Consider the following 24,644-nt stretch of genomic DNA (forward strand, 5'->3'; position numbering starts at 1 on the left):
ACAACAACAACATGAAAACAGAGCAGGCAGCCCTGATGGACTGCCTGCAGTAGCTCGACGGCGCAAGCCGGCGGCTTTATTCATTAAAGATAAAACTTTCCGCTCAAAAGCTTGGATCTTTACATAGCACCTTTTGCCCTTCAAAAGTAGGCCGCCGGCAGGCATGTAAGACGGGAAGCTTAACGGAGTACAATAGATCAATCATGTCTAATAATCAAAATCATAGCGGACCATAGTTATATGCAAGAAGCTACCGCTCTGAGAAAGACGATGTGGAGCCGAACGTTGATGGTCAGCCACTAAACATAGTCGTCTCGCTCTAATGGTTTTTTTACAATATCCTTCAAGGCTAAGCCTTCGGGCTCCTCTAGCAGTTCTTTCTCTGCTCTGATCTCCTCTTTTAGTTCTCTCTTTCTTCTCAGTTTTTCGAGCTCTTTTTCCAACTCCTCTTCTTCCCAGTTGGCGCTGATGCCAAAAATTTCAAGGTTCTCCGTTCCAAAAGCCGTCAGGTAATGCGCCGCCAGGCCGATCCCCCAACTCAGCCCCACAATGAGGACGGGAAGAATTTCTCCGTTGTTCTCGTATTGCATGATTACATAAAGCATCCCGATGGTCAGCACATAAGCCAGAAGGTGGTAAAAGAATCCCTTTTTTGCTTTTACCTTTTTGTTGGCCTTTTCGTAAATGTCCTCGTCTTTCATGGGGGTTGTTTTTTCTAAGATTTAAGCCTGGTATAGTTGATTGGAGCCTTTTCTTATCGGGCAATTTGTAGTCACGATCTTAGCCGCCTGGCTATCTATTGAGAGAGAAAAGTAATACTTTTTGCTTCTATTCTTTTCTGCGACGCACTATTTTTACTACCCGTCCGTACATAATCTCCGCTAAATTCCATTCATATCCATTAAAGTCGGTGGTATTATTGAACTGAACGACAACGGTGTTCATGTCTTCATGATATTTGGCGATGCTCTGGTAGCCGGGAACCAATCCGGTATGTTCGTACTCATAAATGGAGGAGTAAATGGCCTGTTCTCCGTCCTCAAACAGGGAGCCATCATTTAGTGCTCTCAGGAATATGCCTACATCTTCCGCAGTGGCGATCATGCCCACATTCTGTAGTTTCATGTCCTCATCAATACCCACGTAGTAGCCACTCATCAGTTGGGTAGTGTCTACTTCGCTTAGTGAGCCGAAGGTGTTCTTCAGCCCAAGAGGTATAAGAATCTCCTCCCTGAGGAACTGATGCCGGTTGTACCCCACGATTTTTTCAATGATCTCCGACAGCAGCAGATAATTGGTATTGGAATAAGCATACCCTTCGCCTGGTTTGAAGTTGGCCGGCAGGTCAAGGGCATACTGAAGTGCTCCGTCACTGCCCTCGGGTTGATCTGACCAAAAGCCGGGATGGTCCGTAAAATTAGGGATGCCACTCCGGTGCTGTACCATTTGCCGGAGGGTGATTTCTTCGGCGTTTTCGATTCTCCCGACAAGCTCCGGGTAATAATCAGCGAGCTGGTCATCCAGGGATAATCGCCCGGCATGGGCTAATTTGGTAATGGCCACCGCTACATAGAGCTTGCTGATGCTGGCAATCTTAAACAAAGCCTGCGGGTAGGCCGGTATTTTGTTGGCCCGGTCATGCCAGCCGGCAGCGTAAAATTCAGGCGGCTTACCCGCCTGGTCCACGTAAACGATCATGCCGTCAAATCCCCGTTCAATGGCTTCGTCAAGTTGTTCCTCTACGGTATCTGGCAGAGGTGAGAGCCAGGCAAACACTAAAACCCAGGGTACGAAGTATAAGGAGGCCAGGGAACCAGTAATCAATACTACCTGAAAGATTTTTTTTGCCACTTGGACTTAGGTTTTTCTTTTGCCAGCAGAGTGCGGGGCTAAATGCATTATCGGTATTCTATCTGCCAGGCTTGTGTTTTTTTCGATGAGTTGTGGTGAGAAATTAGACAATTACCTTTCGGCATTTAGGGAAGGCGGACATTTTTCCGATATTAACAATCTTTAAATCGATCAACACATGCGACTACCCATCCTTGCTTTTTTAACCCTCCTCTGCACCAGCGTCAGCGCCCAAAACCTGCAGCTCTTTGAATCTTTCACCGATCATGCCGTACTGCAACGAAACGTAGACCATCCGATTTGGGGCTGGGCCAGGGCGAAAAAGAAAGTCACCGTGACGCTCGGCAATCAAACGATGACGACCAAAGCAGGGAAAGACGGCCGCTGGCAACTCCAGCTGCCCGCCATGCCCGCCGGCGGACCGCATCTGATCACGGTCTCCTCCGGCAGGGAAGCGATTACGCTGAATGACGTGTATTTCGGAGACGTTTACCTGCTCTCCGGACAGTCAAATATGGAATGGCGGCTGACGCAATCTGACCCCGACGGTAGCCGTGCCAAAGCCATTGCGGACCCGATGATCCGCGAATTGAAAGTGAAAAAGGCCTATGACGGCGTAGAGCGCGAGCACCTCGACATCGACGAAAACTATAGCGAAGACTGGATGGTCGGTTCGGCTGAAGGCATCCGGAATTTCAGCGGCGTCGGAAGTTACTTCGCCCACTACGTGCGCAAGGACGTCGACGTGCCCATCGGCCTCCTTCACGCCAGTTGGGGCGGGAGCCGTATTGAGCCCTGGATGAGCCCCGAGGCGCTGGGGATGGACGCCGACGAATTCGCGAGTAAAAACCGTGACATCATGGACCGCGCCGGTGCCAGAGGCCGCAAGAAATTTGCCGGGGAGTTCCCCGGTCAGGGCATCCCGACCGAAGACAAGGGCGAGTCTATGGGCTGGCTAAAGGATGAATTCGACGACGCAAGCTGGCCAAGCATGACCCTGCCCACCTTCTGGGAAGCAGCGGGCTATCCTAATGTGGATGGTTCCTTTTATTTCCGTCGGACCTTTACGCTGACGGAGGAGCAGGCGGCTAATCCCGCCACCCTCTTTCTAGGGGCCATTGATGATGGAGACTATACGTTCATCAATGGCAGCCTGGTGGGTAGCTATAAAAATGCTTACTCAACGGAGCGGGTGTATAAGATTGGGTACGGTAAACTCCGCGCCGGGGAAAACACCATCGCTATCCGGGTGACGGACGGCGGCGGCGGTGGCGGTTTCTCCGCCACAAAGGATAAATTCTTGCTGGAAACAAGCTCCGGAAAGGTCAGTCTCGCAGGCGATTGGAAATACAACATTGGCAAATTCTCCGTTGGTGGCAATTATAACCAGATTCCCGTCGTACTCTACAACGCCATGATCGCTCCGCTCAAAGGCTATCCGCTTACCGGTGTGCTCTGGTACCAGGGCGAAAGCAACGCCGGTGCCGGTGACGCTGAGAAATATGCGGACCTGATGCGCGGACTGGTGAAGCAATGGCGGGGCTTTTTTGACCATCCGGACCTGCCTTTTTACTGGGTGCAACTGGCCAACTTTCGCGAGGCCGCCAGCAGCCCCAACGAACCCGGCTGGGCCATCCTGCGCCAGAGCCAGACCGCCGCTACGGATCTGCCCCTCACGGGCCAGGCCGTGATTATTGACATCGGTGAGGCGGGTGATATTCACCCGAGAAATAAATGGGAAGTCGGCCGCCGGCTGTCTCTCCACGCCCTGAAGGATATTTACGGGAAGGAGGTGCAGGCGTCCAGCCCCGTGGCGGAGAGCACGGAACGGCTGGGAGACCTGGTGATCGTCAACTTCAAAGAAGTTGGCGAAGGACTGATGATCAAAGAAGATGGCGATCGCTACCGCTACCTGAAAGGGTTCACGGTGAAAGACGACCAGGGCGACTGGCATTTCGCGCAGGCATTGCTGGATGCCAAACAGGACGCTGTCATCATCGCTAACCCAGCTGGCACCAAAATTGTCACTGTTCGCTACGCCTGGGCGAATAATCCGGAGGATGCTAACCTGTTCTCGAAGGAGGGGCTGCCGGTGACGCCTTTTGAGATGGGGGTGGAGTGAAAATGCTGTTTGCCTCTGTAAAATCACAAACCCTTCCTACCTTACCCCCATGAAAGCCATTCACCACAACAGCCCGGCCCGCGGGCAATATCAGATTCTGGAAATTGCTGACCCGACGCCCGGGCCAACGGAAGTGTTGCTGCACGTCACGGCGACCTCTCTCAACCGGGCGGACCTGATGCAGGTCGCCGGCCATTACCCCGCGCCGAAGGGCGCGAGTGAATTACTGGGCCTCGACGTGGCCGGCACCGTTATCGGTCTGGGCTCAGCGGTAACCGACTTTGAGGTGGGCGACAACGTGTGCGCCCTCGTCCAGGGTGGTGGCTACGCCCAGCAGATCTGCGTGGATGAGATGATGTTGCTGCGGCTGCCGGAGCGGCTGTCTTTTACGAAGGCTGCTGCAGTACCGGAGACCTTTCTTACCGCCTTTCAGGCGCTGCACTGGATTGCGGACTTGCAGGAAGGGATGACCGTATTGATCCACGCCGGAGGCAGTGGGGTGGGGACGGCAGCCATTCAGCTCTGCCGACTGGCGGGGGCTACGCCCATCGTTACCGCCAGCCCGATGAAGCACGCCCGACTGAAGGACCTGGGGGCGGAAATCTGTATTGATTACCGGTCCCAGAAGTTTGATGAAGTAGTTTTGGCTAAAACAGACGGCAAGGGGGCGGATATCATCCTCGATTTTGTCGGCGGGCCCTACCTGGAACAGAATCTGCACGCAGTAGCTATGGACGGAACGATTGTTTGCCTTGGCCTGCTCGGTGGAGCGGGGGTGGAGCATCTTAACATGGTTCGAATCGTCACTAAGCGGGTTACCATCAGCGGAACGACGCTGCGTAGCCGCTCGGATGATTACCGTGCTGCGCTTACGGCCGACTTCCGCGACCGCATCTGGCCTTCCTTCGCTGACCGGACGCTCCAGCCCGTAGTCGATACCATCTACGACTGGGAGCAAGTAGACGAAGCTCATGCCTACATGGCAGCTAATGCTAATGTGGGGAAAATTGTGTTGACGATTGGGGAGTGAGGGGGGAGTTTTGTAGTCGGTAGTTTTGTAGACGGCAGAGCTGTAGACGGTAGAGTGGTAGACGGTAGTTTTGTAGACGGTAGAGCGGTAGACGGTAGTTTTTTAGACGGTAGTGCGGTAGATGGTGGCCCTTAGTCGTATTTATACTTTTATAAACGTAAGTAAACGTTTAAAAAACGACTATTCCTTTTTGCCGTCCGGATGTTTGTGTCGAACTAAAAACCAATTTGACATGGCATTCAGTAATTTCAAAAAGTGGGCGGCATACGCTAAGAGTTTTAAATTAGCAACTGATATATTTCGCCTTAGTATTTCTTTTCCTAAGGAGGAAAAATACAGTTTAACGGACCAGGTCAGGCGCTCTTCCCGGTCTGTTTGTGCCAATCTGGCGGAAGCATTCTGGAAGCGTAGATACCCTAAACATTTTGTATCCAAGCTGACAGATTGTGCAGGCGAAAATGCAGAAACCCAGGTTTGGCTGGATTTTGCGTTACAATCAGGTTACATCACCGAAGAGTCTCACAATGCGCTTACCCGTCAAGCCGAAGAGGTTGGCCGATTACTGACATGGATGATGAACAATCCCCAGCAATTTGAGCTGAGAAAGTAGCATCATATTTGGAAATTGGCGGGGATTACTTTTTCTTACAGTCTACAGTCTACAGTCTACAGTCTACAGTCTACAGTCTACAGTCTACAGTCTACAGTCTACAGTCTACAGTCTACAGTCTACAGTCTACAGTCTACAGTCTACAGTCTACAGTCTACAGTCTACCGCTCTACAGCCCCCTCCATGTACCCCATCCATCCCGACCCCGCCCGCGCAGAAACCCTTCCCACTGATTTCTACCTGAGTGCTGAAGCCTGGGAAGCCTGCCGTGATCGCATCTTCGTCAAAAGCTGGCAGTTTTTGGGCGACGAACAGCTACTCTTCGCCGGTCCGGAAAATCTTCATCCACTCTCCTTGCTGGAGAATTACCTGGATGAGCCGCTGCTACTGTCCCGGCAGCAGGACGAATCCATTAAGTGCCTCAGCAATGTGTGTACTCACCGGGGGATGCTTTTGGCTCAGCACCCGAAGCAAGCCCGCAAGATTACCTGTGCCTACCATGGCCGTCGCTTCGGGCTGGACGGACAGTTCGAGCATATGCCCGAGTTTAAGGGGGCGGAAGACTTTCCCCGTCCCTGCGACCATCTGCACGAGTTGCCTCTCAAAAAGTGGCGGCAATTCCTGTTCTCCGGTGTAGATCCGTCGGTAGACTTTGAGGCCATCGTAGAGAAGCTGGAAAGCCGGCTCTATTTTCTGGACTTTGAGAACTTTACTTTCCGGCCGGAGCTCTCTAAGACCTACAATGTCAGCGCCCACTGGGCCTTATATCTGGATAATTATATGGAGGGCTTCCACGTCCCTTTTGTGCACAACGACCTGGGGGCATTGCTGGATTATGGCAGCTATACCACTATTCCTGATGGCGACGTGATCTGGCAGATCGGCTACGCCAGCAAGGAGGACTTTACCTTTGACTTTCCAGCGGATCACCCCGACTACGGACGCGACGTAACGGCTTATTATATCTGGGTATATCCCAACTTTATGCTCAATATTTACCCCTGGGGCGTGCAGCTTAATGTCGTTCGGCCGGTGTCTCCAACCTTCACTAAGGTGGAATTCCTGTATTACATCCATGACGATGAGACCTTTCAGCAGATGAACGGCGCTCAGCTGGCGGAGAAGACGGAGCGAGAGGATGAGTTTGTAGTGGAGGCCGTGCAAAAAGGTCTGCGGTCCCAGTTTTACCGGACCGGACGTTTCTCCCCGGCCCGGGAGAAAGGAGTGCACCATCTGCACCGCTTGTTTTCGGCGGGGCTTGGGGAGAAATAGAACCTGAAGACTAATTCAGTTTGGGGTTAATCCCGCCTTTCCCTGCCCTCCACCCTTCCTTTGCACCTGCATAGGTGCCTGAAATAATTTACGTGTACCTATGAGCAATTGGTGAGCGATCTGCTACTCAAAATACTCCGCTGGCGTAACAAAATCCGCTCCCTCCTCCACCAGAAACTCGACGATCTTTTGAAACTCCACCATCCGGCTTTCGGGCTCCACCCAACTCCGTGGATGACCCTGGATGACGAAGACCGGCTCGTCCTGATTTTCCTGATAATGTTTGAGAAAACTGGCAAAATCAGGCTGATGAACGGGGTATTCGATATTTACGGGGGTGCGGGGCAGTGCTTTGAGTTCCGTTGAAGTGCCTGCCGGAGGGTAAAGCCAGATTCCAATCTCGGGTAGCTGCGCCAGGGCTCTGCTTGTATTGGAGCCTACGGCGTTGTAGGGAGCGCCAAAAGTGGTCAACTCCAGACCTAACTTTTCTTTGGCCAGCTGCTGGGTTTGCTGTAGATGGCTGAGTTGATAGTCATAAGAAGTGCCCCGAAACTCCCGAACTTCCTCTCCGTTAACGGTCGGTTTGCAGTGGCACCAGCCGTGGTTCCAGATCTCGTGTCCGCGGTCAGCCTGATCGCGCAGCCAGTCGTAGTAAGCGGGTGGGGCATCCTGCATTCGTTCGCCGACGATACCGATGGTGGCGGTAATGTCGCGTTCGTTGAGGTAGTCGAAGGTTTGCAACCAACCGGGGTGTAGCAGCCCGTCTTCATACCAGGCGTCGTCCAGTTTAAGGATGACTTCAGGGCCTTCAGTAGTCGCGGGTTCCTTCGCCTGGCAGGCAAAAAAGAGGAGTAGGAAAGTGGCTATTGGCAATAAAAAACGTCTCATTTACCAAAGCTACTAACGGGAGTTGACTGTTTTGTCGATAAAACTTCCGTCCTGGCCTAAAAGGCACAACGTAGGCCGTTCCTGAAGTGTAATTATGTGCGCTACCCAAATGAATGCTTTCCCAATGACTCCTACTGATTACCTTGGTTTTGCGGGTGTTTCCATGATCCTGCTGGCTTATTTCCTTAACCTGAAGAAGATACTTGACACGGATCACCTCCTGTACGTCCTGCTTAATTTCGTTGGGGCGTTCCTGGCCTGCCTGGCCTCCGTCATCATGGAGTACCTGCCCTTTGTCTTACTTGAGGGAACCTGGTTTTTGGTCTCAGCTACGGCGCTTTACCGTCGTTGGCAAAAAAGGCGAAGCTTTTTAGTCAGATAGTCGTTACTGAACTACGGGAAGCACTGTTTGACTCTCTGACTACTTGACTACTTTTGCGCAGACGCAGGATGCAGGCAACGTTTTTCAAAAAGCAGGGTTTTCAGTCAAACAGTCAAACAGTCAAACAGTCGCTACTGAACTATGGGAAGCACTGATTGACTCTCTGACTAATTGACTGCTTGACTACCTAATTTTCCGACTTGCCATCCAATAAAACAAGACCTATGTCAACCCCAAAAATCGCCCTTGTCACTGGTGCTAACCGCGGACTGGGCAAAGAGACTGTCCACCAATTAGCTCAGAAAGGCTTTACCGTTATTCTCACCAGCCGCTCTGAAGCCGGCAGGGAAGTTGCCGAGGAGTTTAAGAACCTTCGCCTCGATGTCGTTTTTCATCAGCTGGATGTTGGTAACGGGCAAAGTATTGCTGAAGTGGCTGACTTTGTCTCCAGCGAATACGGCCACCTCGACGTGCTGATCAACAACGCCGGCATTCACTACGATACGTTTCAGAGTACCCTGGATGCGGATATGTCCATCGTCGAGGAAGCGCTTCGCGTTAATACCCTCGGGCCCTGGAAGCTGAGTAAGGCATTGATGCCCATGCTTCGCAAAAGCACTGCCGGACGTATCGTGAATGTATCCTCCAGTTCGGGCTCGTTCAAAGATTCCTGGCCCGGCACGCCGGCCTACTCCATGTCTAAAGCAGCGCTCAATATGCTCACGATGAAAATGGCCGCTGACCTGCAGGATACCAACATCCTCGTCAACAGCGTCGGTCCCGGTTGGACGCGTACGGCGATGGGCGGAGAGAATGCTCCGCGTTCCGTAGAGGAAGGCGCCGCCAGCATTATCTGGGCGGCACTCCTGCCGGAGGGCGGGCCTTCGGGCGGGTTCTTCCGGGATGGGGAGGCGATTAGCTGGTAAGTAGGATTGGCGGTCATCAGATGCGGAGAATAAATTGATTACTGATAGCGGGTACTATCAAACTACCACTACTAACATACTATCTAAAGCGACTCAAACATCACCTTCAGGTTCACATCCCGCAGCCGTTCTCCGAAGGACCACTCCGGCGCACCGGGGATGGTGACGGTCTTCTTCTGGAGGTCTTCGAGGCTGGTGCCCCGCTTCTTTTCCTTCTTGACGTATTTGTGGAGCGACTTGAGGTAGTTCTCGAAGGCTTTGATGTCAGAGGCGGTGCCAAAGACGGGGTAGCCTTCAGCGGCGTGGCCGAAGATGTAGATTGTGTTCTTGCCGTAGTGCTTGCGGATCTTCTTCATCACGCCGGCCCAGTTGATGAGGTCGCCGCCGGAGGCGGGGTCGATGTAGGGGAAGCGGCGGTTGAAGATGAGATCACCGACGTGGGCAACGTTGGCGTTCTCGAAGTGGACGACGGCGTCTCCACCCGTATGCGCTGCGCCGAAATGGCGCAGGCTGATGGCTTCCTTCCCGTCCGGGAGATTAGTGGACCAGCTGGCGTCAAAAGTGGTGCCGGGAAGCGGGACGGTTCCCGCCTTGTCGTTTTTAGCCAGATTATCGATCAGGTTGCTCTTCGCCCGGGCGTGGCTGACGTGCTGTTTGGCCAGTGGGGCGAAAACGGTGTTGCCGCTCGTGTGATCGCCGTGGTGGTGGGTATTGGCCAGGAGGGCAAACTGGGAGAGGGAGCCTTTTTCTTTGAGCACATCTACCAGGCTTTGGGCCGCTTCGGGAAACTGGGTATCAACGATGACTCCTCCTTCGGGTTTGCCGTCAGGTAAGTAGACACCAATGGTGCCACCCCGATTGGTGTAATAGCCCACATTGCCGCGGATGATCTGAAAGTCACCGTCCAGCGGGGCCCGGAAATCCCGGCTGAAGAGTTTCGTAAAGGGAGTAGCAGCAAGGGCGGCTGCGCTGGTGAACAGGAAGTCTCGACGTTGCATGGTAAAAGGTGGTTTGGAATGATAAGGTTGAAGATGGGGAATTTGTTGTTTTGTAATTACTCATCCAGAAAATTCTTGTTATGCTTTTGAAAATAGATTTTCACTCAATGCGTAAATAAAACCGCTGTCCGGGCAACGGCAGACAGGTCCCATTCGTCAGACATTTAAATAAACATCTCTAACTTCATGGGTGTGACGCCGACCTTACAAGAGCTATCCCTGCCAGAGTTACTGGAAGCCTGCCACCGAAGGACGGCCGATGCTCAACGTAGGTTGTACCACCAATACTACCCCTTTGCCCGCAATGTGGCACTTCCTTATGCCGACCATGAATCGGGTGCTGATGACATCGTTCAGGATTCCTTCATCAAGCTCTTTCGCTATCTGGAAGCGGATGCTTTTACGGGGAACTTCGATAAATTCTTCCGGCGGATCATTGTCAACACTGGTATCGATCATTACCGGGCCCGGAAGCGCCGGAGTTTACTGGCGGATAACCTTCGTCGGGTTAAGGTGGGTAATTCCGTCAACGCTGCAGAAGTAGAGCTGGAAGAACAGGACGTATTTCGCTTCCTGCAACAGTTGCCTCCACGATACCGGTTGGTGTTCAATCTCTTTGTCCTGGAGGGGCTGTCTCATCCTGAGATAGCAAAACGAATGAGGATATCAGAGGGAACCTCCAAATCAAATCTTTCCAAAGCGAGAAAGCGTCTTCGCAGCCTTGCCGGTCCTTATTTCAAGCTATAAAATGTATAAAAATGCCTGGTAAGTTAGATGACTATTTCCGCAAAGGGCTCCAAAATATTCCGGATGCTAACCCGCCTCCGGGGCAGTGGGAAAAAATTCAGCGGAGGGAACTGGTGGTAAAGCCTGGTCCTTCAGGTTTTGCCGGCTACTGGGTGGTCGGTAGTTTACTGGTGGGGCTGCTGATTGGCAGCTCTGCGATGTGGTATTATACTACGATATATGCCGTTGATAATCCTGTAGCGCTTGAATCAGAAACTGTAAACAAAGAACTGTCGGCTGCGGAGCAATCGCTGTCCGCACTGCCCCTGGTTGAAGCAGAGGAAGAAGAAAGTCTCCCGAGGGTTGTAATGCCCGCCAGGGAGTTAGCTGTAGAAGCCGATAAACTTGAACGGCGCGTATCTCCCGCTGTTAGTGAGGCTTCCCCGGGGATTACTTCCAGGGGAACGGTCACGACAACAGAGCCTGTTATGGATGCTGTTGGAGAGCATCTCCGGTTTAGTCAGTTTGACGGAGAAATACAGCAGGGGAGCCCGGAGGTTGAAAACCCTGCTATTCTAAACTCCCCCCGCACCCGCGTCCGCGCCGAAAAAGATCAGTTGCCCCGCCGTTTTAAAACTATCCCGCTGGCTACCTTGCCGCAGAAGACTTTCCCCCGGATGAGGAAGCGGGATAAATCAATGGCAACTTTACAGCAATACGCTGGCAGTGCTTTCATCCCTCTTCCGAAGACGATCGGTCGCCGGCCAACGCCCGCTGGCCGTTGGGAAGTCGGGCTCAGTTTTGCTCCGGGCCTGACGAATTCGAGGGTTACTTCACGGGTTTTTACGGAGCAGAATAATGGGAATGCTCCGCAGGTTTTTAATTTCAATAATCAACAAATCGAACTCTTTGCCGACGATATTTTTGATCAGGAGGTACGGCAGCAACTGCAACTGGCATCGATGAGTCTGGAAGGTGCCCGGCAGTTTGCCAGTGGGGTCAGGTTGGGGCTGGGAATGGCCTATTCACCTTACAGCCTGTCAGGTTTGAATAACCCAAACGATGTTCTGGCACCTTTGCTTCTGGAGGGAGAGTTTGCTACCTATAATTGGTCTTATGAGAAGCGTTTCAGCGCCTTCATGACGGGTGGGTACACCTTCCTGCGCCGTCGGAAAGTACGACCTTATTTAGGTCTTCGAATTGGACTCGACTTCTATCAGGAAGGAGAGCGCAAGAGCTATTTGTTCAGAGGGCAGGATGGTCGTTCTGAAGAATTTTTGTCCAGTCGGTACAACTCCAATACAGGGCTGAGAGAGCTCATCCTGAACGTAACTGCTCAGGTAGGAGTCCAGTATCAGGTCCACAAGCGCATAAGCCTGGGGGTTGATGTGTTGCCAGAGCTGGCTGCTGGTGTGCGGTATCGGTTTTAGTTTGTCGTTACTCCGCCAATTCTTCCCGGATTACTGCTTCAAGTGACTGCTCGTGAAACTTAACACTAAGTCCATCAGGCAGGCGTAAGCGCAGGTCGGCATTACGGGCTTTGTTCATCCCGGAGCGGTCAATTGCTTCGGGGACAATGCCGAGCTCTGCCACCAGCCAGTTCGCAAAGTCTGTCAGTGGCCGGTCGGTAACGAATTCCACGTGCTCCCATCCTTCGGCGTAAAAGCTCCCGTCCTTTGGCTCCGGTAATTCCAGTAAGGGGATCTCCCTTCCCCGAAAGTGGAAAGGCGTTTTCATTTTAAAGGTAGAGATACGGCGTCCGCCGATGAGACCTTCCACCAGCAGCTCGTTTTCCGTTGTCAGCCCATCGCGCAGCCTGACGTAGGAATCCACCGTCTCTACGCGATAGCAAAGGTGATCGAGGAAGAGGTGATCGAGGAAACCGGGCGTTGGCTCCAGATGGTTCAGTAATTTTTCGAGGAAAGGAGTGGGAGAGGGAATGGGCATAGGCGGCAAAAATAGATCACGATTGATAAGATTTGGGTAGGACTTTCCGGATGAAGGTCAGGTGACCTTAAAAGGGCAGAAAAAGTGAAATTTATTTCTGTATTCAAAAAGATGATAATTGTAATTTTAATACGCTAAATAGTGTAAAAAGTGTGTTTCTTTTCGTATCTTTATAACAGAAACAAACACACCTGCTTTATGCCAGATTTTTCCCTTTTCGCCCATTTGTCTGACTATGTTTCCAGCCTGATTGATCACGTGCAACGGCTCCGTGGGAGGGAGCGTGGGTACGAGTTTCGGTTAGACGCAGACGAGGATTCGTTGCAGCTGTACCGTTACTTTTTCCTATCCTATTTACGGCGATTTCCGCATCGGTATTCCAATGGGGAGCTGACGGACGTACCGGAGTTTGAGCAGGCTTTACAGCTGTTGCCACGTACGGAGTTGAATGGTTTCACGCGCTACGTAATTTCCCGGCTCGCGCAGGAACAGGACCGCTTTGACTTCCAGTTTTATGCCGTCGTCAGCAGTTTGCTGCGGCAACTGTTGGGTCGTCGGCCCTGGGCTAATGAAGAGGAAATGCTGCGGGTGGGAGAGGATCTTTACTTTCTGTCTCCCTTTGGTTATGAAGGCCTGATCTACTGGCCGGTAGGGGAATACCTCCAGAGCGTAAATGCCTCTTATGGCGGTCGGCCGGCGACGGCAGAAGTAGGGGAAGTGCTTCGATTGATGAACGATGAGTTACGGCGGTTTTTCAGCTTTGGTTACGCGGCAGATGTTGCCCGCTGTCAGTATTTACTGCACGGTCTGTTGTATCCTGTTTCCCGGGAAGAGGACGAGGCCGAAGGACCAGACATTAGCCTGCTTCCTGACTTGACGGCGGTGGCTTGATGAACTGGGCTAAATGCTAAAAGTCTGATCCGTAAGTTTGCGCTTCTAAAATCAACTTTTATGCCCTCCATTGCCATTTTCTGCGGATCTTCTTCCGGTGCTGATCCCGCTTACGTTGACGCCGCCAGGGAAATGGCGGCCGCCATTGTTGATCGCGATTTACGATTGGTATATGGTGCGGGTTCGGTCGGTCTGATGGGGATCGTGGCGGACGAAGTCTTACGGCTTGGCGGCGAGGTGCTGGGCGTCATTCCTCAGTTTCTGATGGACATGGAAGTGGGGCACGGCGGCCTGACGGAGTTGGTCGTTACCGAAACGATGCACGAGCGCAAGCGTATCATGGCCGAAGCCTCCGACGGCTTCATCGCCATGCCCGGCGGCATCGGAACCCTGGAAGAAATCATCGAGGTCTTTACCTGGACCCAACTGGGCATCCACAACAAACACTGCGGGCTGTACAATGTGAAGGGCTACTACGATCACTTATCGGCCCTGCTGGGCCACATGGTAGCGGAGCGATTCCTGAAGGACTCCCAGGGAGACCGAATGCACGTAGGCGCGGACGCAGGTGCATTGTTGGACCTGGTAATGAGCGAGGGACCGGGCTTTGAGGGGAAATGGTTGGGGTAGGGGCAGGTTGCAGGTTGCAAGGTTGCAAGGTTCAGGTTGTCAAGTTGCAGGTTGCAAAGTTGCAAGTTGCCTGGCTAGGGGAGTTGGATTTTTAGGATTAGAAAAAAGGATGCTTAGGATGTCCAGGAAAATTCGGTGCCCTCTTCTTAATATTGTTTTTTAGTAATTGTTTAGGTAGGTGGCTTCGACAGGCTCAGCTATCGAATTATATCATGATTTACTGTCATAAATTCGCCTGAGGCGAATTTATGATTGTTTCCATCCAACAGAGCCGGTCCCAGAGCCTGTCGAAGGGGCTGATTGTAGGCCCATCTCTAAACAGTTACGTTTTTTTAATGTCTGTCTCTAACCTTCATCAATATGGAAAATAGTGAGAAAATTAAAAGAGAACTCGTGAAACTCGAAAAAAAGCTCGGAGTAGAATTCACGCTTGAAGAGTCAGAGATAGCACTCGTAGATAAGCTCTTGGTTGACAAGTTATCAAATAGCAGTATTACTCGAAAGGAGGTTCAGGAAGAATTGTATCTCCCCATTATAATTTTTATTAGTGAGGTTTATAGGGAAAATTACGGTGGAGAGTTGGTGAGCTCTGAAAAGAATAGGCTTAATCCGAGTTGTTTCCGATGCTCTAATGGAAAGGACGCTTTATGGTTTCTGGCGGTATACATGGATTTTCAAGCTTCTTTGGCTTTCCTTGGAGAGAAAGGCTACGTAGAATTTATTTATTCTGAGCTTAAGACAGAATGTAAAAGCTAAGGAAATGTATTACACGCTAGGATGTCTCCTCTGCGTCTTTCTGCTTGAGGAAACCCGTCGCTCAGCGACTTACTTTTTCCCCATAAACTTAGCCAGCCGCCCATGCGTCGTCTGCCGGATCTTGTTGCGCATAAAGCCTGACCACCCGAGTAATTTGCCCGGCATGCCGAGGGCCTGGCCACTCCACTTCCAGAGGTCGAAGGTATCGGTGTGGCGAATGATTTTACCATCAGCGAATTCGAATTCAGCGTGGATGACGTTGACCACGGGGCGCTTATCTGGCCCGAAGGTGTATTCTGCTACCCAGTCAGCGGAGCCCTTGTTCCCTTCTGCCTGAACATTACTGAAGGTAACCTTTGAGCTGGCGCCCGTGAGCAGCATCCGCCACATGGCTTTAGCGCGGTCTCCTTTAAGTGGCCCGAAGGCAGGGTCTTCAAACTCAATCTGGTCGTGATAGCAAGCCACCATGCCTTCTGCGTCGTGATTGGCGAATGATTGATAGAAGGTATTGATGAGTGCGGCGTTGTCCATGGGGTAAAAATAGGGACTGGTAGCTTGGGAGGGGTAAAGGCATTGCTCTTATTAACTTCCTTTGCATCCTGCGTCCGCGCCAAACCGGTATAACTGTAGATGTACCCGAAAACCGAGAATCTCCCCACAAAACCCACTACATTAGCTTCATGTCTACCTTCCGCCTCCTCCCTTTGCCTTGCCTGTTGCTCCTGCTCACCGCCTGTGCTCCCGAGCCCGATCTGCCGCCCAACGTCCTTTTTATTATTGCGGATGATCTGGGTTATCACGATCTCGGCGTTACCGGCTCCGATTACTACGAAACGCCCCATCTTGACGCCCTGGCCAAAGGCGGAATGCAGTTCACAAATGCCTACACGGCCAGTCGCGTCTGCAGCCCCGCCAGAGCCAGCATTATGACCGGACAGTTTACCGCCCGACACGGCATCACCGACTGGATCGGCGCAAAAACCGGAGAAGACTGGCGGAAAGTCGGCCGACACAATCAGCTGCTTCCGCCCGATTATCACCACAACATGGATACCTCCCACTACACAATGGCCGAGGCATTTGCTGCCGCTGGCTACGAGACCTTCTTTGCGGGGAAGTGGCACATCGGCGGGGAACAATCCCGGCCTGAGGACCACGGCTTCGCCATCAATAAGGGCGGCTATTCAAGTGGCTCCCCCCGTGGCGGCTACTTCTCTCCCTGGGACAACCCCGTACTGCCCAACGAGGAAGCCGGTGAAAACCTGAGTATGCGATTGTCGCGGGAAACGGCTGACTTCATCAACCAACGCGACGGTAGCGCGCCTTTTTTTGCCATGCTTTCTTTTTATGCCGTGCACGGCCCCATTCAAACGACCGAAGAGAAATGGGCTAAATATCAGGCCAAAGCCGTTGAGCATGGACTGGCGGAACACGGTTTCGGAATGGAGCGACGCCTGCCGATTCGTTTGCAGCAGGACAACCCGGTTTACGCCGGTCTTGTGGAACAGATGGACGATGCCGTTGGTCTGGTTATGGCCGCCCTCGAAGAGGCCGGGATCGCCGATAACACCATCGTCGTCTTTACCTCCGACCACGGCGGTGTCGCCAGCGGCGACGCCTATGCCACCTCTAACGCGCCGCTGCGCGGCGGCAAGGGCTACCAATGGGAAGGCGGGCTGCGGGTGCCGCTCTTACTCCGCTTCCCGACCCGGGTAGACCCCGGGCAGAAATCTTCTGTGCCCATTTCAGGGGCGGACTTATACCCGTCTTTACTGTCCTTAGCCGGCCAATCGCCCGCTGACCGACAGCCGATGGACGGCATGGATATGGTGCAAGCCGTTGAACGCGGTATCTCCCCACGCCGCTCTCTCTATTGGCATTACCCCCATTACGGGAACCAGGGCGGAGACCCTTCCTCGATCATTCTGCGCGACAACTACAAGCTTATCCATTACCACGAGACGGGCAAAGATGAACTCTACGACCTGTACAAAGATCCCCGTGAACGCCTCTCGGTAACCGAACAGCAACCTAAGGTGAGCCAGGAACTGAAAACGGAGCTTATGGAGTATCTCAATTCCGTTGGGGCGCGTTTCCCGGACCGGGACCCGCTCTATGATCCGGTAAAAGCAGCAGGGGTGGCGGCATTCAGGCGGGATACTTTACTTCCTCGTCTGGAAAGGCAGCGCAAAGAAATGCTCAGCGAAGGTTATGAGCCGAATGAGGATTGGTGGGGGAGCCGGCAGTAATTGATGAACGGAATAATCTGCGGTCATATTCCAGAGAGTATTAGTCAGAAACGGTGGTGGAAGTAGGGCAAACTAAGCATTTCGGGTATAACTGTAGATGTACCCGAAAATTGAGGGTACTTCTACCCGAAAAGCTCATTATTTATGAGGCTGTCTCTACGATTTGTCTGATGATGGCATAATTTTAACCAGTTTAGGGGCGCGCACGCAGGATGCCAGCTAAGTTAAGGGGCAATGTTTTGTAAACCTTACATTCGTCAGGAATCCACTACAACTCCTTCATGCAATATCGACTGTTAAGCCTCCTTGCCTTCTTAACCCTTCTTTGCACCTGCACGTCCGGTGAGCGCAGTGATCACGCGCCGTCACCCACTGCTACCGGTGATCTTACCCAGGGCGATTACCTGAAGGCCCCTTTCTCTGGTCTGGACACCCTGGCCACCAACGACTGGTGGAACAGGAAATGGAACCCGATCATCGACCTGAAAGTCAGTCGCGATTCCGTCATCGCCTTCGGAGCTTACACCGTCTCTGAGGGCACCTTAAAGCTAATGGCTCAGCTCTACCCACTCTACCCGGCTGAAAGCCGGGACGTCACCCTGGAGTTTTGGAAAGACGGTAAGTGGAGGCCTGAAGCCACTCAGGCCGTACACGATTTGGGCTGGTCGGCCAGCTTCCGCGTGACCGGTTGGGATATGACTGAGGAGGTGAAATATCGTCTCCGCCACGGTGAAAAGGCCAGCTATAAAGGTACGATTCGTGCCCTGCCCACCAACGAGGAAGAAGTCGTACTTGCCGCCCTGAGCTGTAATTCCAACAAAGACCGGGGAATGCGCGAAAACTACGTTCGCAACCTCAATCACCTTGACCCCGATCTCGTCTTCTTCGCCGGAGACCAGTCTTATGACCACAAAGAACACACCGCCGCCTGGCTGAAATTCGGCCTCCAGTTTCGCGAAACCTTCCGCCACCGGCCCATGGTTTCTATCCCTGACGACCACGACATCGGCCAGGGCAACCTCTGGGGCGAAAACGGAATCGTCGCTAAGAATCCTGCCGGCCACGACGGCGGCTATTTCTACCACCACGAGTACGTCAAGATGGTGGAGCGCTGCCAGACAAGTCACCTGCCGGACCCTTATGATGGCCGGTTGATTGAACAGGGAATCGGTGTCTATTACACGAATTATCGCCTCGGACCGGTCGACTTCGCCATCATCGAAGACCGGAAGTTTAAGTCTGGCCCCAACGGCAAAATCCCCCAGCAAGGGCCCCGACCGGACCATATCCGCAACCCCGATTACGACCCGGCTTCCGTTGATGTGCCCGGCCTGAAACTACTCGGAGACCGCCAACTGACCTTTCTCGATGCCTGGGGCAAAGACCAGGCCCCCGGACGGATGAAAGCCGTGCTCTCACAAACCGGATTCTGCGGCGGTGCCCACATCCACGGTCAGATCGACAATCGTCTCCACGCCGATATGGACTCCAATGGCTGGCCGCAAACGGGGCGCAATAAAGCCTTATCACTGATTCAAGCAGCTGGCGCGGTCCACATCGGCGGAGACCAGCACTTGCCCACCGTGATTAAGCACGGTATTGATGCGCCGGGAGACGGCCCCTGGGCCTTCATCGTGCCCGCCATCGTCAATAACTATTACTCCCGCTGGTGGTGGCCCGAAAACGAACAAGCCGGCGCTAATGCCGTGCCGGATTCTCCGCTGCCCTGGACGGGGGATTACCGCGATGGCTTCGATAATCACATCCGGATGGCCGCTTACGCCAACCCGGACGCGGCATCCAACGGCGCCGGTTTCGGCATCATCCGCTTCCGCCCGGCTACGGAGGAAGTCGTCTTTGAGTGTTGGCCCCGTGAAGTGGATGTCTCCCAGCCAGAGGCAGAGCAGTTTCCGGGCTGGCCGGTGGTGGTTCGGTAGCCACGACTTTAGTCGTGCGCTAGCAAGCGACGCGCAAGATTATCTTATATAATTCGCTTCGGGCCGCCAGCTATGAGGACACTTGCTACGCTTAACTGCCGTAAATCGATATGGCGACGAATTATCTATGGGATTTTCGATCTCAAGAAATAGTGTGTTGCCATCGGGGTGATAGTCTATATTGAGGCTCAAGCAACCTGGCCCGATGTACATACTTCTGAAAAGACGGTTGACTGCTCCAATGGTCGGGGATGGAGAATCCGGGGAATAGTTGAGGTATACGGTATTGTCATTCGTGATGTCTAGTGTCTCCATCCAGGCCAGTGTCGAATAGTGTTCGTCAAGAGGCTCTTCGACAATATCCCAGTGTCCGGTTAGATTGGGCTGCCATTCCCGCCATCCCAGGTAACCACCAGTGGTCAGAGCTACACTCGTTAGAAGAATGCTAATGGTTGATTTCATGGTTTGGAGATGCTGCGAGAAAGGATAATGGTGTAAAGGCATTGATGGCAGACCGTCACCCCTCTCCTTCCAGCGTCCGAAACACCTCCTCATTAGTCGTAAACAAGATCCCGCCAATGCCGACTTTGGCGGCTGACGCCAGTTTGTTGGGGCTGTCATCAATCAGGTAGAGTTCTTCCGGCGGGTAGGGAAGCTCGTTGATCAGGCGTTCGAAAAAAGGTGGGTCTTCTTTCAGTAGGCCGTAATCGTAAGAGTAAAACTGCTGACTGGCCCAGGCGTCAAACTCAAAGCGTTTGGCAACGTACTCGATGTTCTCCCGGTAATTATCGCTAACGATGATGATCTCGTAACGGGTGCGCAGGTAATCAACCAGTTCGGTATTCATCTTCAGGGTGTCCCAGATGGCGTCCAGGAATTCCTCGTCGGCGAGCTGCTGATTGGTTGCGGCATTGTAGTCCGCCAGAAAGGCGGTTAGGCCTACGTCCCCGACACTCATCTCTCTGGCGTATTTGTAGTTGAGTTTTGATACTTCGGTCCAGTTGATAACCTCATTGGACACGCCGGTAGACTGGAAGGTGACGCCGCCGAGGTCGAGTAGGATGGGAGGGAGCTTTCTCATTGGTAAGTAGAAAACTCAACGCCTTCATAAATGGTCGCCATGGATAGCTTCAGCCCAAGGGTTCGGACTTCCACTTCATGGTCCGGGTTGAAATAGGAACCGATATGCCAGTATTGGTGATTCTCGCGGTAAAAAGTATCGACGCGCATCCTACGACTATCAATGAGAATGTATTCCTTAAAGCTTTCGAGCTGGCGATAGGCGGTAAACTTATCCGTCCGGTCATAATCTGCCGTGCTTTCGGATAGGACTTCAATGATCAGCTCGGGGTTAGTAAGTTTTGCGATGCCACCTTTTTCGTAGGTCGGTTGATTACAAGTGACGGTTAGGTCAGGGAAAAAGTAACTTTTTATGGACGAAACAGATACGGCGTTCTCGCTATTATGAACTTTGCAAGAGCCTTTTTTAGCCCAAAGAAAACCGAAAGTGTTGGCCATGATGGTGTTGTGGGAAATACTCCCACCCGACATCATTCTGACCTCCCCATCCAAGAATTCCAGTTTATGCAATGATTGCTCTAGTAGCGTAAAGTATTCCTCTTTGGAATAGGGCCGTGATTCGAGTTCTAAAGCTTCCATAATAATCAAACGAGTTATGGTAAGATAAAGTTACGGGTTTTTAGTGGAGGACCTAGGGCTGATTCTCGTAAAGAACCCCACTCCCCGTCTCCCAAAAGAAGAAACTCCAGATGTCGGCCTGTTCCTGGATGATCATTGAGATGGGCTTGCCGGCCCCATGGCCGGCGTCGACGGCGATGCGGATCAGAACGGGGTTATCTCCGCCATGGGCCTCCTGCAGGCGGGCGGCGAACTTGAAGGAATGAGCGGGCACTACGCGGTCGTCGTGGTCAGCAGTAGTCACCATCGTGGAGGGGTAATGGGTGCCGTCCTTCAGGTTGTGGAGCGGGGAGTAAGCGAGCAAATAGTCGAACATCTCCGGATCTTCGCTAGATCCGTATTCGGGAATCCAACCCTTGCCGACGGTAAACTTGTGGTAGCGCAGCATATCCATTACCCCAACGGCGGGGAAGGCGACGGCAAAGAGATCCGGCCGCTGCGCCATGCAGGCGCCCACCAGCAGGCCACCGTTGGAGCCGCCGGCGATGCCCAGCTTTTCTTTACGGGTATAGCCCCGCTCAATCAGCCATTCGCCAGCAGCGATGAAGTCATCGAAGACGTTCTGCTTATTCTTCAGCATGCCCGCCTGGTGCCAGGCTTCCCCGTACTCGCCGCCACCGCGAAGGTTGGCCATGGCGAAGACCGCCCCGTTCTCGAGCATCGGGATCCGCAGCGCTGAAAAGCTCGGGCTCAGGCTGACGTTGAAACCACCATAGCCATAGAGATAGGCGGGGTTGTGCCCGTCCAGCTTCAGACCTTTTTTGTGAACGAGGAACATGGTAACGGGCGTGCCGTCTTTGCTTTGATAGGTGACCTGGCTTTCTTCGAAGTCCGTCGGGTCAAACTGCAGCTCCGGCGAGAAGAAGGGTTTGCTGGCGCCGGTCTCTACGTCGTATTCGAAGATGGTATAAGGATAGGTGAAACTCGTGAAGCCATAGTAAAGCTTCTTTTCGTCTTTCTCCCCGCTGAAGCCTCCGGCAGCGCCAAGGCCCGGGAGTTGGATGGGGCGCTGATCACTGCCGTCATAGTTCATGCGGTAATAACGGTCGGTTGCCTTTTCCAGATAGTTGGCGAAGAGGTAGCCACCACCGGTGGTGACACCAGCCAGAAGGTTGTCCCTTTCGGGCAGGATTTCCTCCCAGTATTCCGGTGCAGGCCGGTCGAGGTTGATTTTTATCAGCCGGTAGTTAGGGGCGTCGACGTCAGTGATGATCCAGAAATCTTTGCCTTCGTTGTGAACCACACTGCTCTTTTGGGTAGTTTCCGGAAAGATGGCGATTGGTGCCACGGTGGGCAGGTTGCTGCCATCAAGGGGAAGGTAATAGAGCGCAAAACCATTCGTACCCGGGGCGGCATACATTATGAGGTAATCCTCTTCTTCCGTAGTGCCACCATAGTGGTAGAAGGTGGGGTTGTCTTTGTCTTCGTAAATCAGTTGGTCCTCCGCCTGCGGTGTTCCGAGCTTGTGGTAGTAAATGCTGTGCATAAGGTTATTGCCCTTCAGGGCTTCGCCTTCGGCGGGAGCGGGATAGCGGCTGTAGAAAAAGCCATCGTTGTACCAGCCGGTGCCGCCGAATTTTACCCATTGCAGCTCATCGTCGAGATCGGTGTTGGTGGCCAGGTCGCGGACGTAAATTTTGCCCCAGTCGGAACCCGCCTCGCTGCGGCGATAGGCCATGTAGCGGTCCTGCTTATCGGACCCCAACAAACCGATGGCGGTGGTGCCGGCCTCGTTCATGGTGTTAGGGTCCATAAAGACCTTTTCTTCGCCCTCCGGACCTTTTTTGTAGTAAAAAACAGACTGATTTTGCAGGCCGTCGTTCTTGCTCCAGATGTAGTAATCGCCCACTTTGCTGGGCGGGCCTACGCGGGGATAATTGACAAGTTCCGTCATCCGGTCAGCAAAGGCCTGCCGGAAAGGGATTTGTTCCAGATAGCCGAAGGTGACTTCGTTCTGGGCAGCGACCCAGGCTTTGGTGGCCTCGGCATTGTCGTCTTCGAGCCAGTGAAAATCGTCGCGGATGGCGACGTCGCCATAGTGATCAGTATGTTCAATTTTTTCGGTGACAGGGTAGGTGACAGGGATGGAAGGGTTGTCAATGTTTGTATTCATTCAGGTATAAACTTAAGAGCCTCAGGGATATATCAAAGAGTAGGTGGGGAAATTTTTAGTACATCCGACTTTAGTCGGCGGATAAAGATAATCAAAGCCCGTTTTTTCCCTGCTTTTCTACCTTTACTTTGCACCTGCGGTAGCGCCCAAAAAGAACTTTTTACCCTACTTCTGTCGTTTCCCGACTATGCCCGTTAGAAACTACCTTCCTGTTTTATCGCTGCTTCTATTGGCGGCTTGTGCTAATAATATTGAAGTGGAAAAAGTATATCTTGATCCAACACCGCCGCCCATCATTGAACGGATAGCGGGCTACGATGTCGCACACCTGGAGATTACGGCTGCTGACCTGGCGCTGGAGTATCAGAAAATGACCAACGTTCACGTCTTTCAGCTGGCCGCGATTTATTGTGATTCCATGCTGATGGCGCAAACGCTGGCCAGAGGTGTTGATCCTAACACCGAATTATGGGATAGTCATCAATTACCGGAGGCGGCTGCTTGTCCGGATAATGGATTACAATTGGTCAAGATGATGCTGGATTCCGGCGCTTATATCAACGGTACGGATGCCATCGGGGAGAACGCACTCAGTTACGCCATCGGAGGAGGAGATCTGGAGCTCGTGGGCTACCTGCTCGACCATGGAGCTGACATGACCCAGCAAGATTTTGACGATGAGTACGGCTGTACACCCATCCATAGTTCCAATACCGTTGAAATGCTGGCCTTCCTTCTGGAACGAGGTGCCACGCTGGAGAACGATTGTACTACCGGCCGAACCCTGCTGCATACCGCTGCTGAGGAAGATAATGCCGAATTGATCCGCTACCTGCTCGATAATGAACTGGTGGACCGGGAAGCGGTAGATCAATATGGCGAAACGGCCTATAATTATGCTACGGCGAATGCTTCGGTGGAGGCACAGGAGTTGTTGCGGCCTTGAGGGGGCTGCTGCGCAGCGAGAGGGGGAACCACAGAGGTGCTCAGAGGTTGACACAGAGGTCCACGGAGGCGACTGCTTTTCCGCCAGGTCGTTTTCAAGACTATAGCATACATCTATCGTACTTGGTATACGTCTTTGGCGAAGGGTCACCCCTCTCCGTTGAGCCGTAGGCGAGACTTGCCGGAGAGGGGGCGGGGGAGAGGTTTCTGGGGCTGCTGCGCAGCGAGAGGGGAACCACAGAGGTGCTCAGAGGTTGACACAGAGGTCCACGGAGGCGACTGCTTTTCCGCCAGGTCGTTTTCAAGACTATAGCATACATCTATCCTGCTTGGTATACGTCTTTGGCGAAGGGTCACCCCTCTCCGTTGAGCCGTAGGCGAGACTTGCCGGAGAGGGGCCGGGGGAGAGGTTTCTGGGGCTGCTGCGCAGCGAGAGGGGGAACCACAGAGATGCTCAGAGGTTGACACAGAGGTCCACGGAGGCGACTGCTTTTCCGCCAGGTCGTTTTCAAGACTATAACATACATCTATCCTGCTTGGTATACGTCTTTGGCGAAGGGTCACCCCTCTCCGTTGAGCCGTAGGCGAGACTTGCCGGAGAGGGGCCGGGGGAGAGGTTTTTAGCAAGATCAAAAAATATCTCTCCTCCAGGGTAAGCATCCCGCCCAACACG

24 protein-coding genes are annotated in these 24,644 nt (G+C 52.9%); 14 read left to right on the plus strand and 10 right to left on the minus strand.

Going from position 1 to position 24,644, the window contains the following annotated elements; genetic code table 11:
- Nucleotides 1-299: 299 nt before the first annotated feature.
- Both BM123_RS22490 and BM123_RS22495 read right to left on the minus strand, forming a co-directional pair.
- Nucleotides 300-701 carry a 2TM domain-containing protein gene (locus tag BM123_RS22490; protein ID WP_090173182.1) on the minus strand — a complete coding sequence of 134 codons (402 nt, stop codon included), beginning with the start codon at nt 699-701 and terminating at the stop codon, nt 300-302.
- Between the two features lie 127 nt (nt 702-828).
- Nucleotides 829-1,851, minus strand: coding sequence for a serine hydrolase domain-containing protein (locus BM123_RS22495; RefSeq protein WP_090173184.1), 1,023 nt, complete (start codon nt 1,849-1,851; stop codon nt 829-831).
- Nucleotides 1,852-2,029: 178 nt separating this feature from the next.
- Between BM123_RS22495 and BM123_RS22500 the strand changes: the two genes are divergently transcribed.
- The 4 genes from BM123_RS22500 to BM123_RS22515 all read left to right on the plus strand — a co-directional run bounded on the left by BM123_RS22500 (nt 2,030) and on the right by BM123_RS22515 (nt 6,885).
- Complete coding sequence (locus tag BM123_RS22500; RefSeq protein ID WP_090173186.1) at nt 2,030-3,973, plus strand: sialate O-acetylesterase; 1,944 nt, start codon at nt 2,030-2,032, stop codon at nt 3,971-3,973.
- Between the two features lie 49 nt (nt 3,974-4,022).
- On the plus strand, nt 4,023-5,003 hold the full coding sequence (locus tag BM123_RS22505) for an NAD(P)H-quinone oxidoreductase (RefSeq protein WP_090173188.1): 981 nt from the start codon (nt 4,023-4,025) through the stop codon (nt 5,001-5,003).
- 232 nt (nt 5,004-5,235) lie between these two features.
- Nucleotides 5,236-5,613 carry a four helix bundle protein gene (locus BM123_RS22510; RefSeq protein WP_090173192.1) on the plus strand — a complete coding sequence of 126 codons (378 nt, stop codon included), beginning with the start codon at nt 5,236-5,238 and terminating at the stop codon, nt 5,611-5,613.
- A gap of 183 nt (nt 5,614-5,796) precedes the next feature.
- On the plus strand, nt 5,797-6,885 hold the full coding sequence (locus BM123_RS22515; RefSeq protein WP_090173195.1) for an aromatic ring-hydroxylating oxygenase subunit alpha: 1,089 nt from the start codon (nt 5,797-5,799) through the stop codon (nt 6,883-6,885).
- Nucleotides 6,886-7,008: 123 nt separating this feature from the next.
- On the opposite strand, the gene BM123_RS22520 is transcribed toward BM123_RS22515, so the two are convergent.
- A complete protein-coding gene (locus BM123_RS22520; RefSeq protein ID WP_090173197.1) occupies nt 7,009-7,773 on the minus strand; it encodes a polysaccharide deacetylase family protein in 765 nt (254 codons plus the stop codon).
- A gap of 124 nt (nt 7,774-7,897) precedes the next feature.
- On the opposite strand from BM123_RS22520, the gene BM123_RS22525 reads away from it, so the two are divergent.
- Both BM123_RS22525 and BM123_RS22530 read left to right on the plus strand, forming a co-directional pair.
- Nucleotides 7,898-8,155 (plus strand): CBU_0592 family membrane protein, encoded by a 258-nt coding sequence (locus BM123_RS22525; RefSeq protein ID WP_090173199.1) that lies wholly within the window; start codon nt 7,898-7,900, stop codon nt 8,153-8,155.
- Nucleotides 8,156-8,379: 224 nt separating this feature from the next.
- Nucleotides 8,380-9,081, plus strand: a complete 702-nt coding sequence (locus BM123_RS22530) for an SDR family oxidoreductase (RefSeq protein WP_090173201.1) — start codon at nt 8,380-8,382, stop codon at nt 9,079-9,081.
- Nucleotides 9,082-9,164: 83 nt separating this feature from the next.
- Here the strand turns inward: BM123_RS22530 and BM123_RS22535 are convergent, their stop codons facing one another.
- Nucleotides 9,165-10,079, minus strand: a complete 915-nt coding sequence (locus BM123_RS22535; RefSeq protein ID WP_090173203.1) for an MBL fold metallo-hydrolase — start codon at nt 10,077-10,079, stop codon at nt 9,165-9,167.
- A gap of 192 nt (nt 10,080-10,271) precedes the next feature.
- Between BM123_RS22535 and BM123_RS22540 the strand changes: the two genes are divergently transcribed.
- Nucleotides 10,272-10,826 carry an RNA polymerase sigma factor gene (locus tag BM123_RS22540; protein WP_175489515.1) on the plus strand — a complete coding sequence of 185 codons (555 nt, stop codon included), beginning with the start codon at nt 10,272-10,274 and terminating at the stop codon, nt 10,824-10,826.
- Nucleotides 10,827-10,837: 11 nt separating this feature from the next.
- Nucleotides 10,838-12,235 carry a hypothetical protein gene (locus BM123_RS22545; protein WP_090173208.1) on the plus strand — a complete coding sequence of 466 codons (1,398 nt, stop codon included), beginning with the start codon at nt 10,838-10,840 and terminating at the stop codon, nt 12,233-12,235.
- A 7-nt stretch (nt 12,236-12,242) separates the two neighbouring features.
- Here BM123_RS22545 and BM123_RS22550 read toward each other — a convergent pair whose 3' ends face one another.
- The gene (locus BM123_RS22550) at nt 12,243-12,752 is read right to left on the minus strand and encodes a VOC family protein (protein WP_090173210.1); all 510 of its coding nucleotides are present in this window, start codon (nt 12,750-12,752) and stop codon (nt 12,243-12,245) included.
- 198 nt (nt 12,753-12,950) lie between these two features.
- On the opposite strand from BM123_RS22550, the gene BM123_RS22555 reads away from it, so the two are divergent.
- The 3 genes from BM123_RS22555 (at nt 12,951) to BM123_RS22565 (ending at nt 15,029) form a co-directional block, all read left to right on the plus strand.
- The gene (locus BM123_RS22555; RefSeq protein ID WP_090173212.1) at nt 12,951-13,643 is read left to right on the plus strand and encodes a hypothetical protein; all 693 of its coding nucleotides are present in this window, start codon (nt 12,951-12,953) and stop codon (nt 13,641-13,643) included.
- Nucleotides 13,644-13,703: 60 nt separating this feature from the next.
- Complete coding sequence (locus BM123_RS22560) at nt 13,704-14,273, plus strand: LOG family protein (RefSeq protein ID WP_090173214.1); 570 nt, start codon at nt 13,704-13,706, stop codon at nt 14,271-14,273.
- Nucleotides 14,274-14,633: 360 nt separating this feature from the next.
- Entirely contained in the window at nt 14,634-15,029 is a 396-nt protein-coding gene (locus BM123_RS22565) for a hypothetical protein (RefSeq protein ID WP_090173216.1), read from the plus strand.
- A gap of 69 nt (nt 15,030-15,098) precedes the next feature.
- On the opposite strand, the gene BM123_RS22570 is transcribed toward BM123_RS22565, so the two are convergent.
- Nucleotides 15,099-15,560 (minus strand): nuclear transport factor 2 family protein, encoded by a 462-nt coding sequence (locus BM123_RS22570; RefSeq protein ID WP_090173218.1) that lies wholly within the window; start codon nt 15,558-15,560, stop codon nt 15,099-15,101.
- A gap of 149 nt (nt 15,561-15,709) precedes the next feature.
- Here BM123_RS22570 and BM123_RS22575 point away from each other — a divergent pair, with 149 nt between their 5' ends.
- Both BM123_RS22575 and BM123_RS22580 read left to right on the plus strand, forming a co-directional pair.
- Complete coding sequence (locus BM123_RS22575; RefSeq protein WP_090173219.1) at nt 15,710-17,278, plus strand: sulfatase; 1,569 nt, start codon at nt 15,710-15,712, stop codon at nt 17,276-17,278.
- A 281-nt stretch (nt 17,279-17,559) separates the two neighbouring features.
- Nucleotides 17,560-19,215: an alkaline phosphatase D family protein gene (locus tag BM123_RS22580; protein WP_090173221.1), complete on the plus strand. Its 1,656-nt coding sequence runs from the start codon at nt 17,560-17,562 to the stop codon at nt 19,213-19,215.
- Nucleotides 19,216-19,254: 39 nt separating this feature from the next.
- Here BM123_RS22580 and BM123_RS24085 read toward each other — a convergent pair whose 3' ends face one another.
- Genes BM123_RS24085 through BM123_RS22595 form a run of 4 tightly spaced genes read right to left on the minus strand, consistent with a single transcriptional unit; the run spans nt 19,255 to nt 23,026 of the window.
- A complete protein-coding gene (locus BM123_RS24085; RefSeq protein ID WP_139212065.1) occupies nt 19,255-19,677 on the minus strand; it encodes a hypothetical protein in 423 nt (140 codons plus the stop codon).
- 55 nt (nt 19,678-19,732) lie between these two features.
- Nucleotides 19,733-20,296 (minus strand): HAD family hydrolase, encoded by a 564-nt coding sequence (locus BM123_RS22585; RefSeq protein WP_090173223.1) that lies wholly within the window; start codon nt 20,294-20,296, stop codon nt 19,733-19,735.
- Nucleotides 20,293-20,874 carry a Uma2 family endonuclease gene (locus tag BM123_RS22590; protein ID WP_090173224.1) on the minus strand — a complete coding sequence of 194 codons (582 nt, stop codon included), beginning with the start codon at nt 20,872-20,874 and terminating at the stop codon, nt 20,293-20,295. Before BM123_RS22590 ends, BM123_RS22585 begins: the two co-directional genes overlap by 4 nt.
- A 52-nt stretch (nt 20,875-20,926) precedes the next feature.
- Nucleotides 20,927-23,026: a prolyl oligopeptidase family serine peptidase gene (locus BM123_RS22595; RefSeq protein ID WP_090173226.1), complete on the minus strand. Its 2,100-nt coding sequence runs from the start codon at nt 23,024-23,026 to the stop codon at nt 20,927-20,929.
- Nucleotides 23,027-23,213: 187 nt separating this feature from the next.
- On the opposite strand from BM123_RS22595, the gene BM123_RS22600 reads away from it, so the two are divergent.
- Nucleotides 23,214-23,972: an ankyrin repeat domain-containing protein gene (locus BM123_RS22600; RefSeq protein WP_090173228.1), complete on the plus strand. Its 759-nt coding sequence runs from the start codon at nt 23,214-23,216 to the stop codon at nt 23,970-23,972.
- Nucleotides 23,973-24,644 lie beyond the last annotated feature (672 nt).

It is taken from the genome of Neolewinella agarilytica, from assembly GCF_900110645.1.
GTDB lineage: Bacteria > Bacteroidota > Bacteroidia > Chitinophagales > Saprospiraceae > Neolewinella > Neolewinella agarilytica.

What these genes read in the sequence shown, in the direction of transcription:
- BM123_RS22565 (WP_090173216.1), top strand. Translation starts at nt 14,634, where the DNA reads ATGGAAAATAGTGAGAAAATTAAAAGAGAACTCGTGAAACTCGAAAAA.
- BM123_RS22555 (WP_090173212.1), top strand. Translation starts at nt 12,951, where the DNA reads ATGCCAGATTTTTCCCTTTTCGCCCATTTGTCTGACTATGTTTCCAGC.
- BM123_RS22560 (WP_090173214.1), top strand. Translation starts at nt 13,704, where the DNA reads ATGCCCTCCATTGCCATTTTCTGCGGATCTTCTTCCGGTGCTGATCCC.
- BM123_RS22600 (WP_090173228.1), top strand. Translation starts at nt 23,214, where the DNA reads ATGCCCGTTAGAAACTACCTTCCTGTTTTATCGCTGCTTCTATTGGCG.
- BM123_RS22575 (WP_090173219.1), top strand. Translation starts at nt 15,710, where the DNA reads ATGTCTACCTTCCGCCTCCTCCCTTTGCCTTGCCTGTTGCTCCTGCTC.
- BM123_RS22500 (WP_090173186.1), top strand. Translation starts at nt 2,030, where the DNA reads ATGCGACTACCCATCCTTGCTTTTTTAACCCTCCTCTGCACCAGCGTC.
- BM123_RS24085 (WP_139212065.1), bottom strand. Translation starts at nt 19,677, where the DNA reads ATGAAATCAACCATTAGCATTCTTCTAACGAGTGTAGCTCTGACCACT.
- BM123_RS22595 (WP_090173226.1), bottom strand. Translation starts at nt 23,026, where the DNA reads ATGAATACAAACATTGACAACCCTTCCATCCCTGTCACCTACCCTGTC.
- BM123_RS22505 (WP_090173188.1), top strand. Translation starts at nt 4,023, where the DNA reads ATGAAAGCCATTCACCACAACAGCCCGGCCCGCGGGCAATATCAGATT.
- BM123_RS22590 (WP_090173224.1), bottom strand. Translation starts at nt 20,874, where the DNA reads ATGGAAGCTTTAGAACTCGAATCACGGCCCTATTCCAAAGAGGAATAC.
- BM123_RS22535 (WP_090173203.1), bottom strand. Translation starts at nt 10,079, where the DNA reads ATGCAACGTCGAGACTTCCTGTTCACCAGCGCAGCCGCCCTTGCTGCT.
- BM123_RS22585 (WP_090173223.1), bottom strand. Translation starts at nt 20,296, where the DNA reads ATGAGAAAGCTCCCTCCCATCCTACTCGACCTCGGCGGCGTCACCTTC.
- BM123_RS22545 (WP_090173208.1), top strand. Translation starts at nt 10,838, where the DNA reads ATGCCTGGTAAGTTAGATGACTATTTCCGCAAAGGGCTCCAAAATATT.
- BM123_RS22570 (WP_090173218.1), bottom strand. Translation starts at nt 15,560, where the DNA reads ATGGACAACGCCGCACTCATCAATACCTTCTATCAATCATTCGCCAAT.
- BM123_RS22525 (WP_090173199.1), top strand. Translation starts at nt 7,898, where the DNA reads ATGACTCCTACTGATTACCTTGGTTTTGCGGGTGTTTCCATGATCCTG.
- BM123_RS22550 (WP_090173210.1), bottom strand. Translation starts at nt 12,752, where the DNA reads ATGCCCATTCCCTCTCCCACTCCTTTCCTCGAAAAATTACTGAACCAT.
- BM123_RS22580 (WP_090173221.1), top strand. Translation starts at nt 17,560, where the DNA reads ATGCAATATCGACTGTTAAGCCTCCTTGCCTTCTTAACCCTTCTTTGC.
- BM123_RS22530 (WP_090173201.1), top strand. Translation starts at nt 8,380, where the DNA reads ATGTCAACCCCAAAAATCGCCCTTGTCACTGGTGCTAACCGCGGACTG.
- BM123_RS22510 (WP_090173192.1), top strand. Translation starts at nt 5,236, where the DNA reads ATGGCATTCAGTAATTTCAAAAAGTGGGCGGCATACGCTAAGAGTTTT.
- BM123_RS22515 (WP_090173195.1), top strand. Translation starts at nt 5,797, where the DNA reads ATGTACCCCATCCATCCCGACCCCGCCCGCGCAGAAACCCTTCCCACT.
- BM123_RS22490 (WP_090173182.1), bottom strand. Translation starts at nt 701, where the DNA reads ATGAAAGACGAGGACATTTACGAAAAGGCCAACAAAAAGGTAAAAGCA.
- BM123_RS22520 (WP_090173197.1), bottom strand. Translation starts at nt 7,773, where the DNA reads ATGAGACGTTTTTTATTGCCAATAGCCACTTTCCTACTCCTCTTTTTT.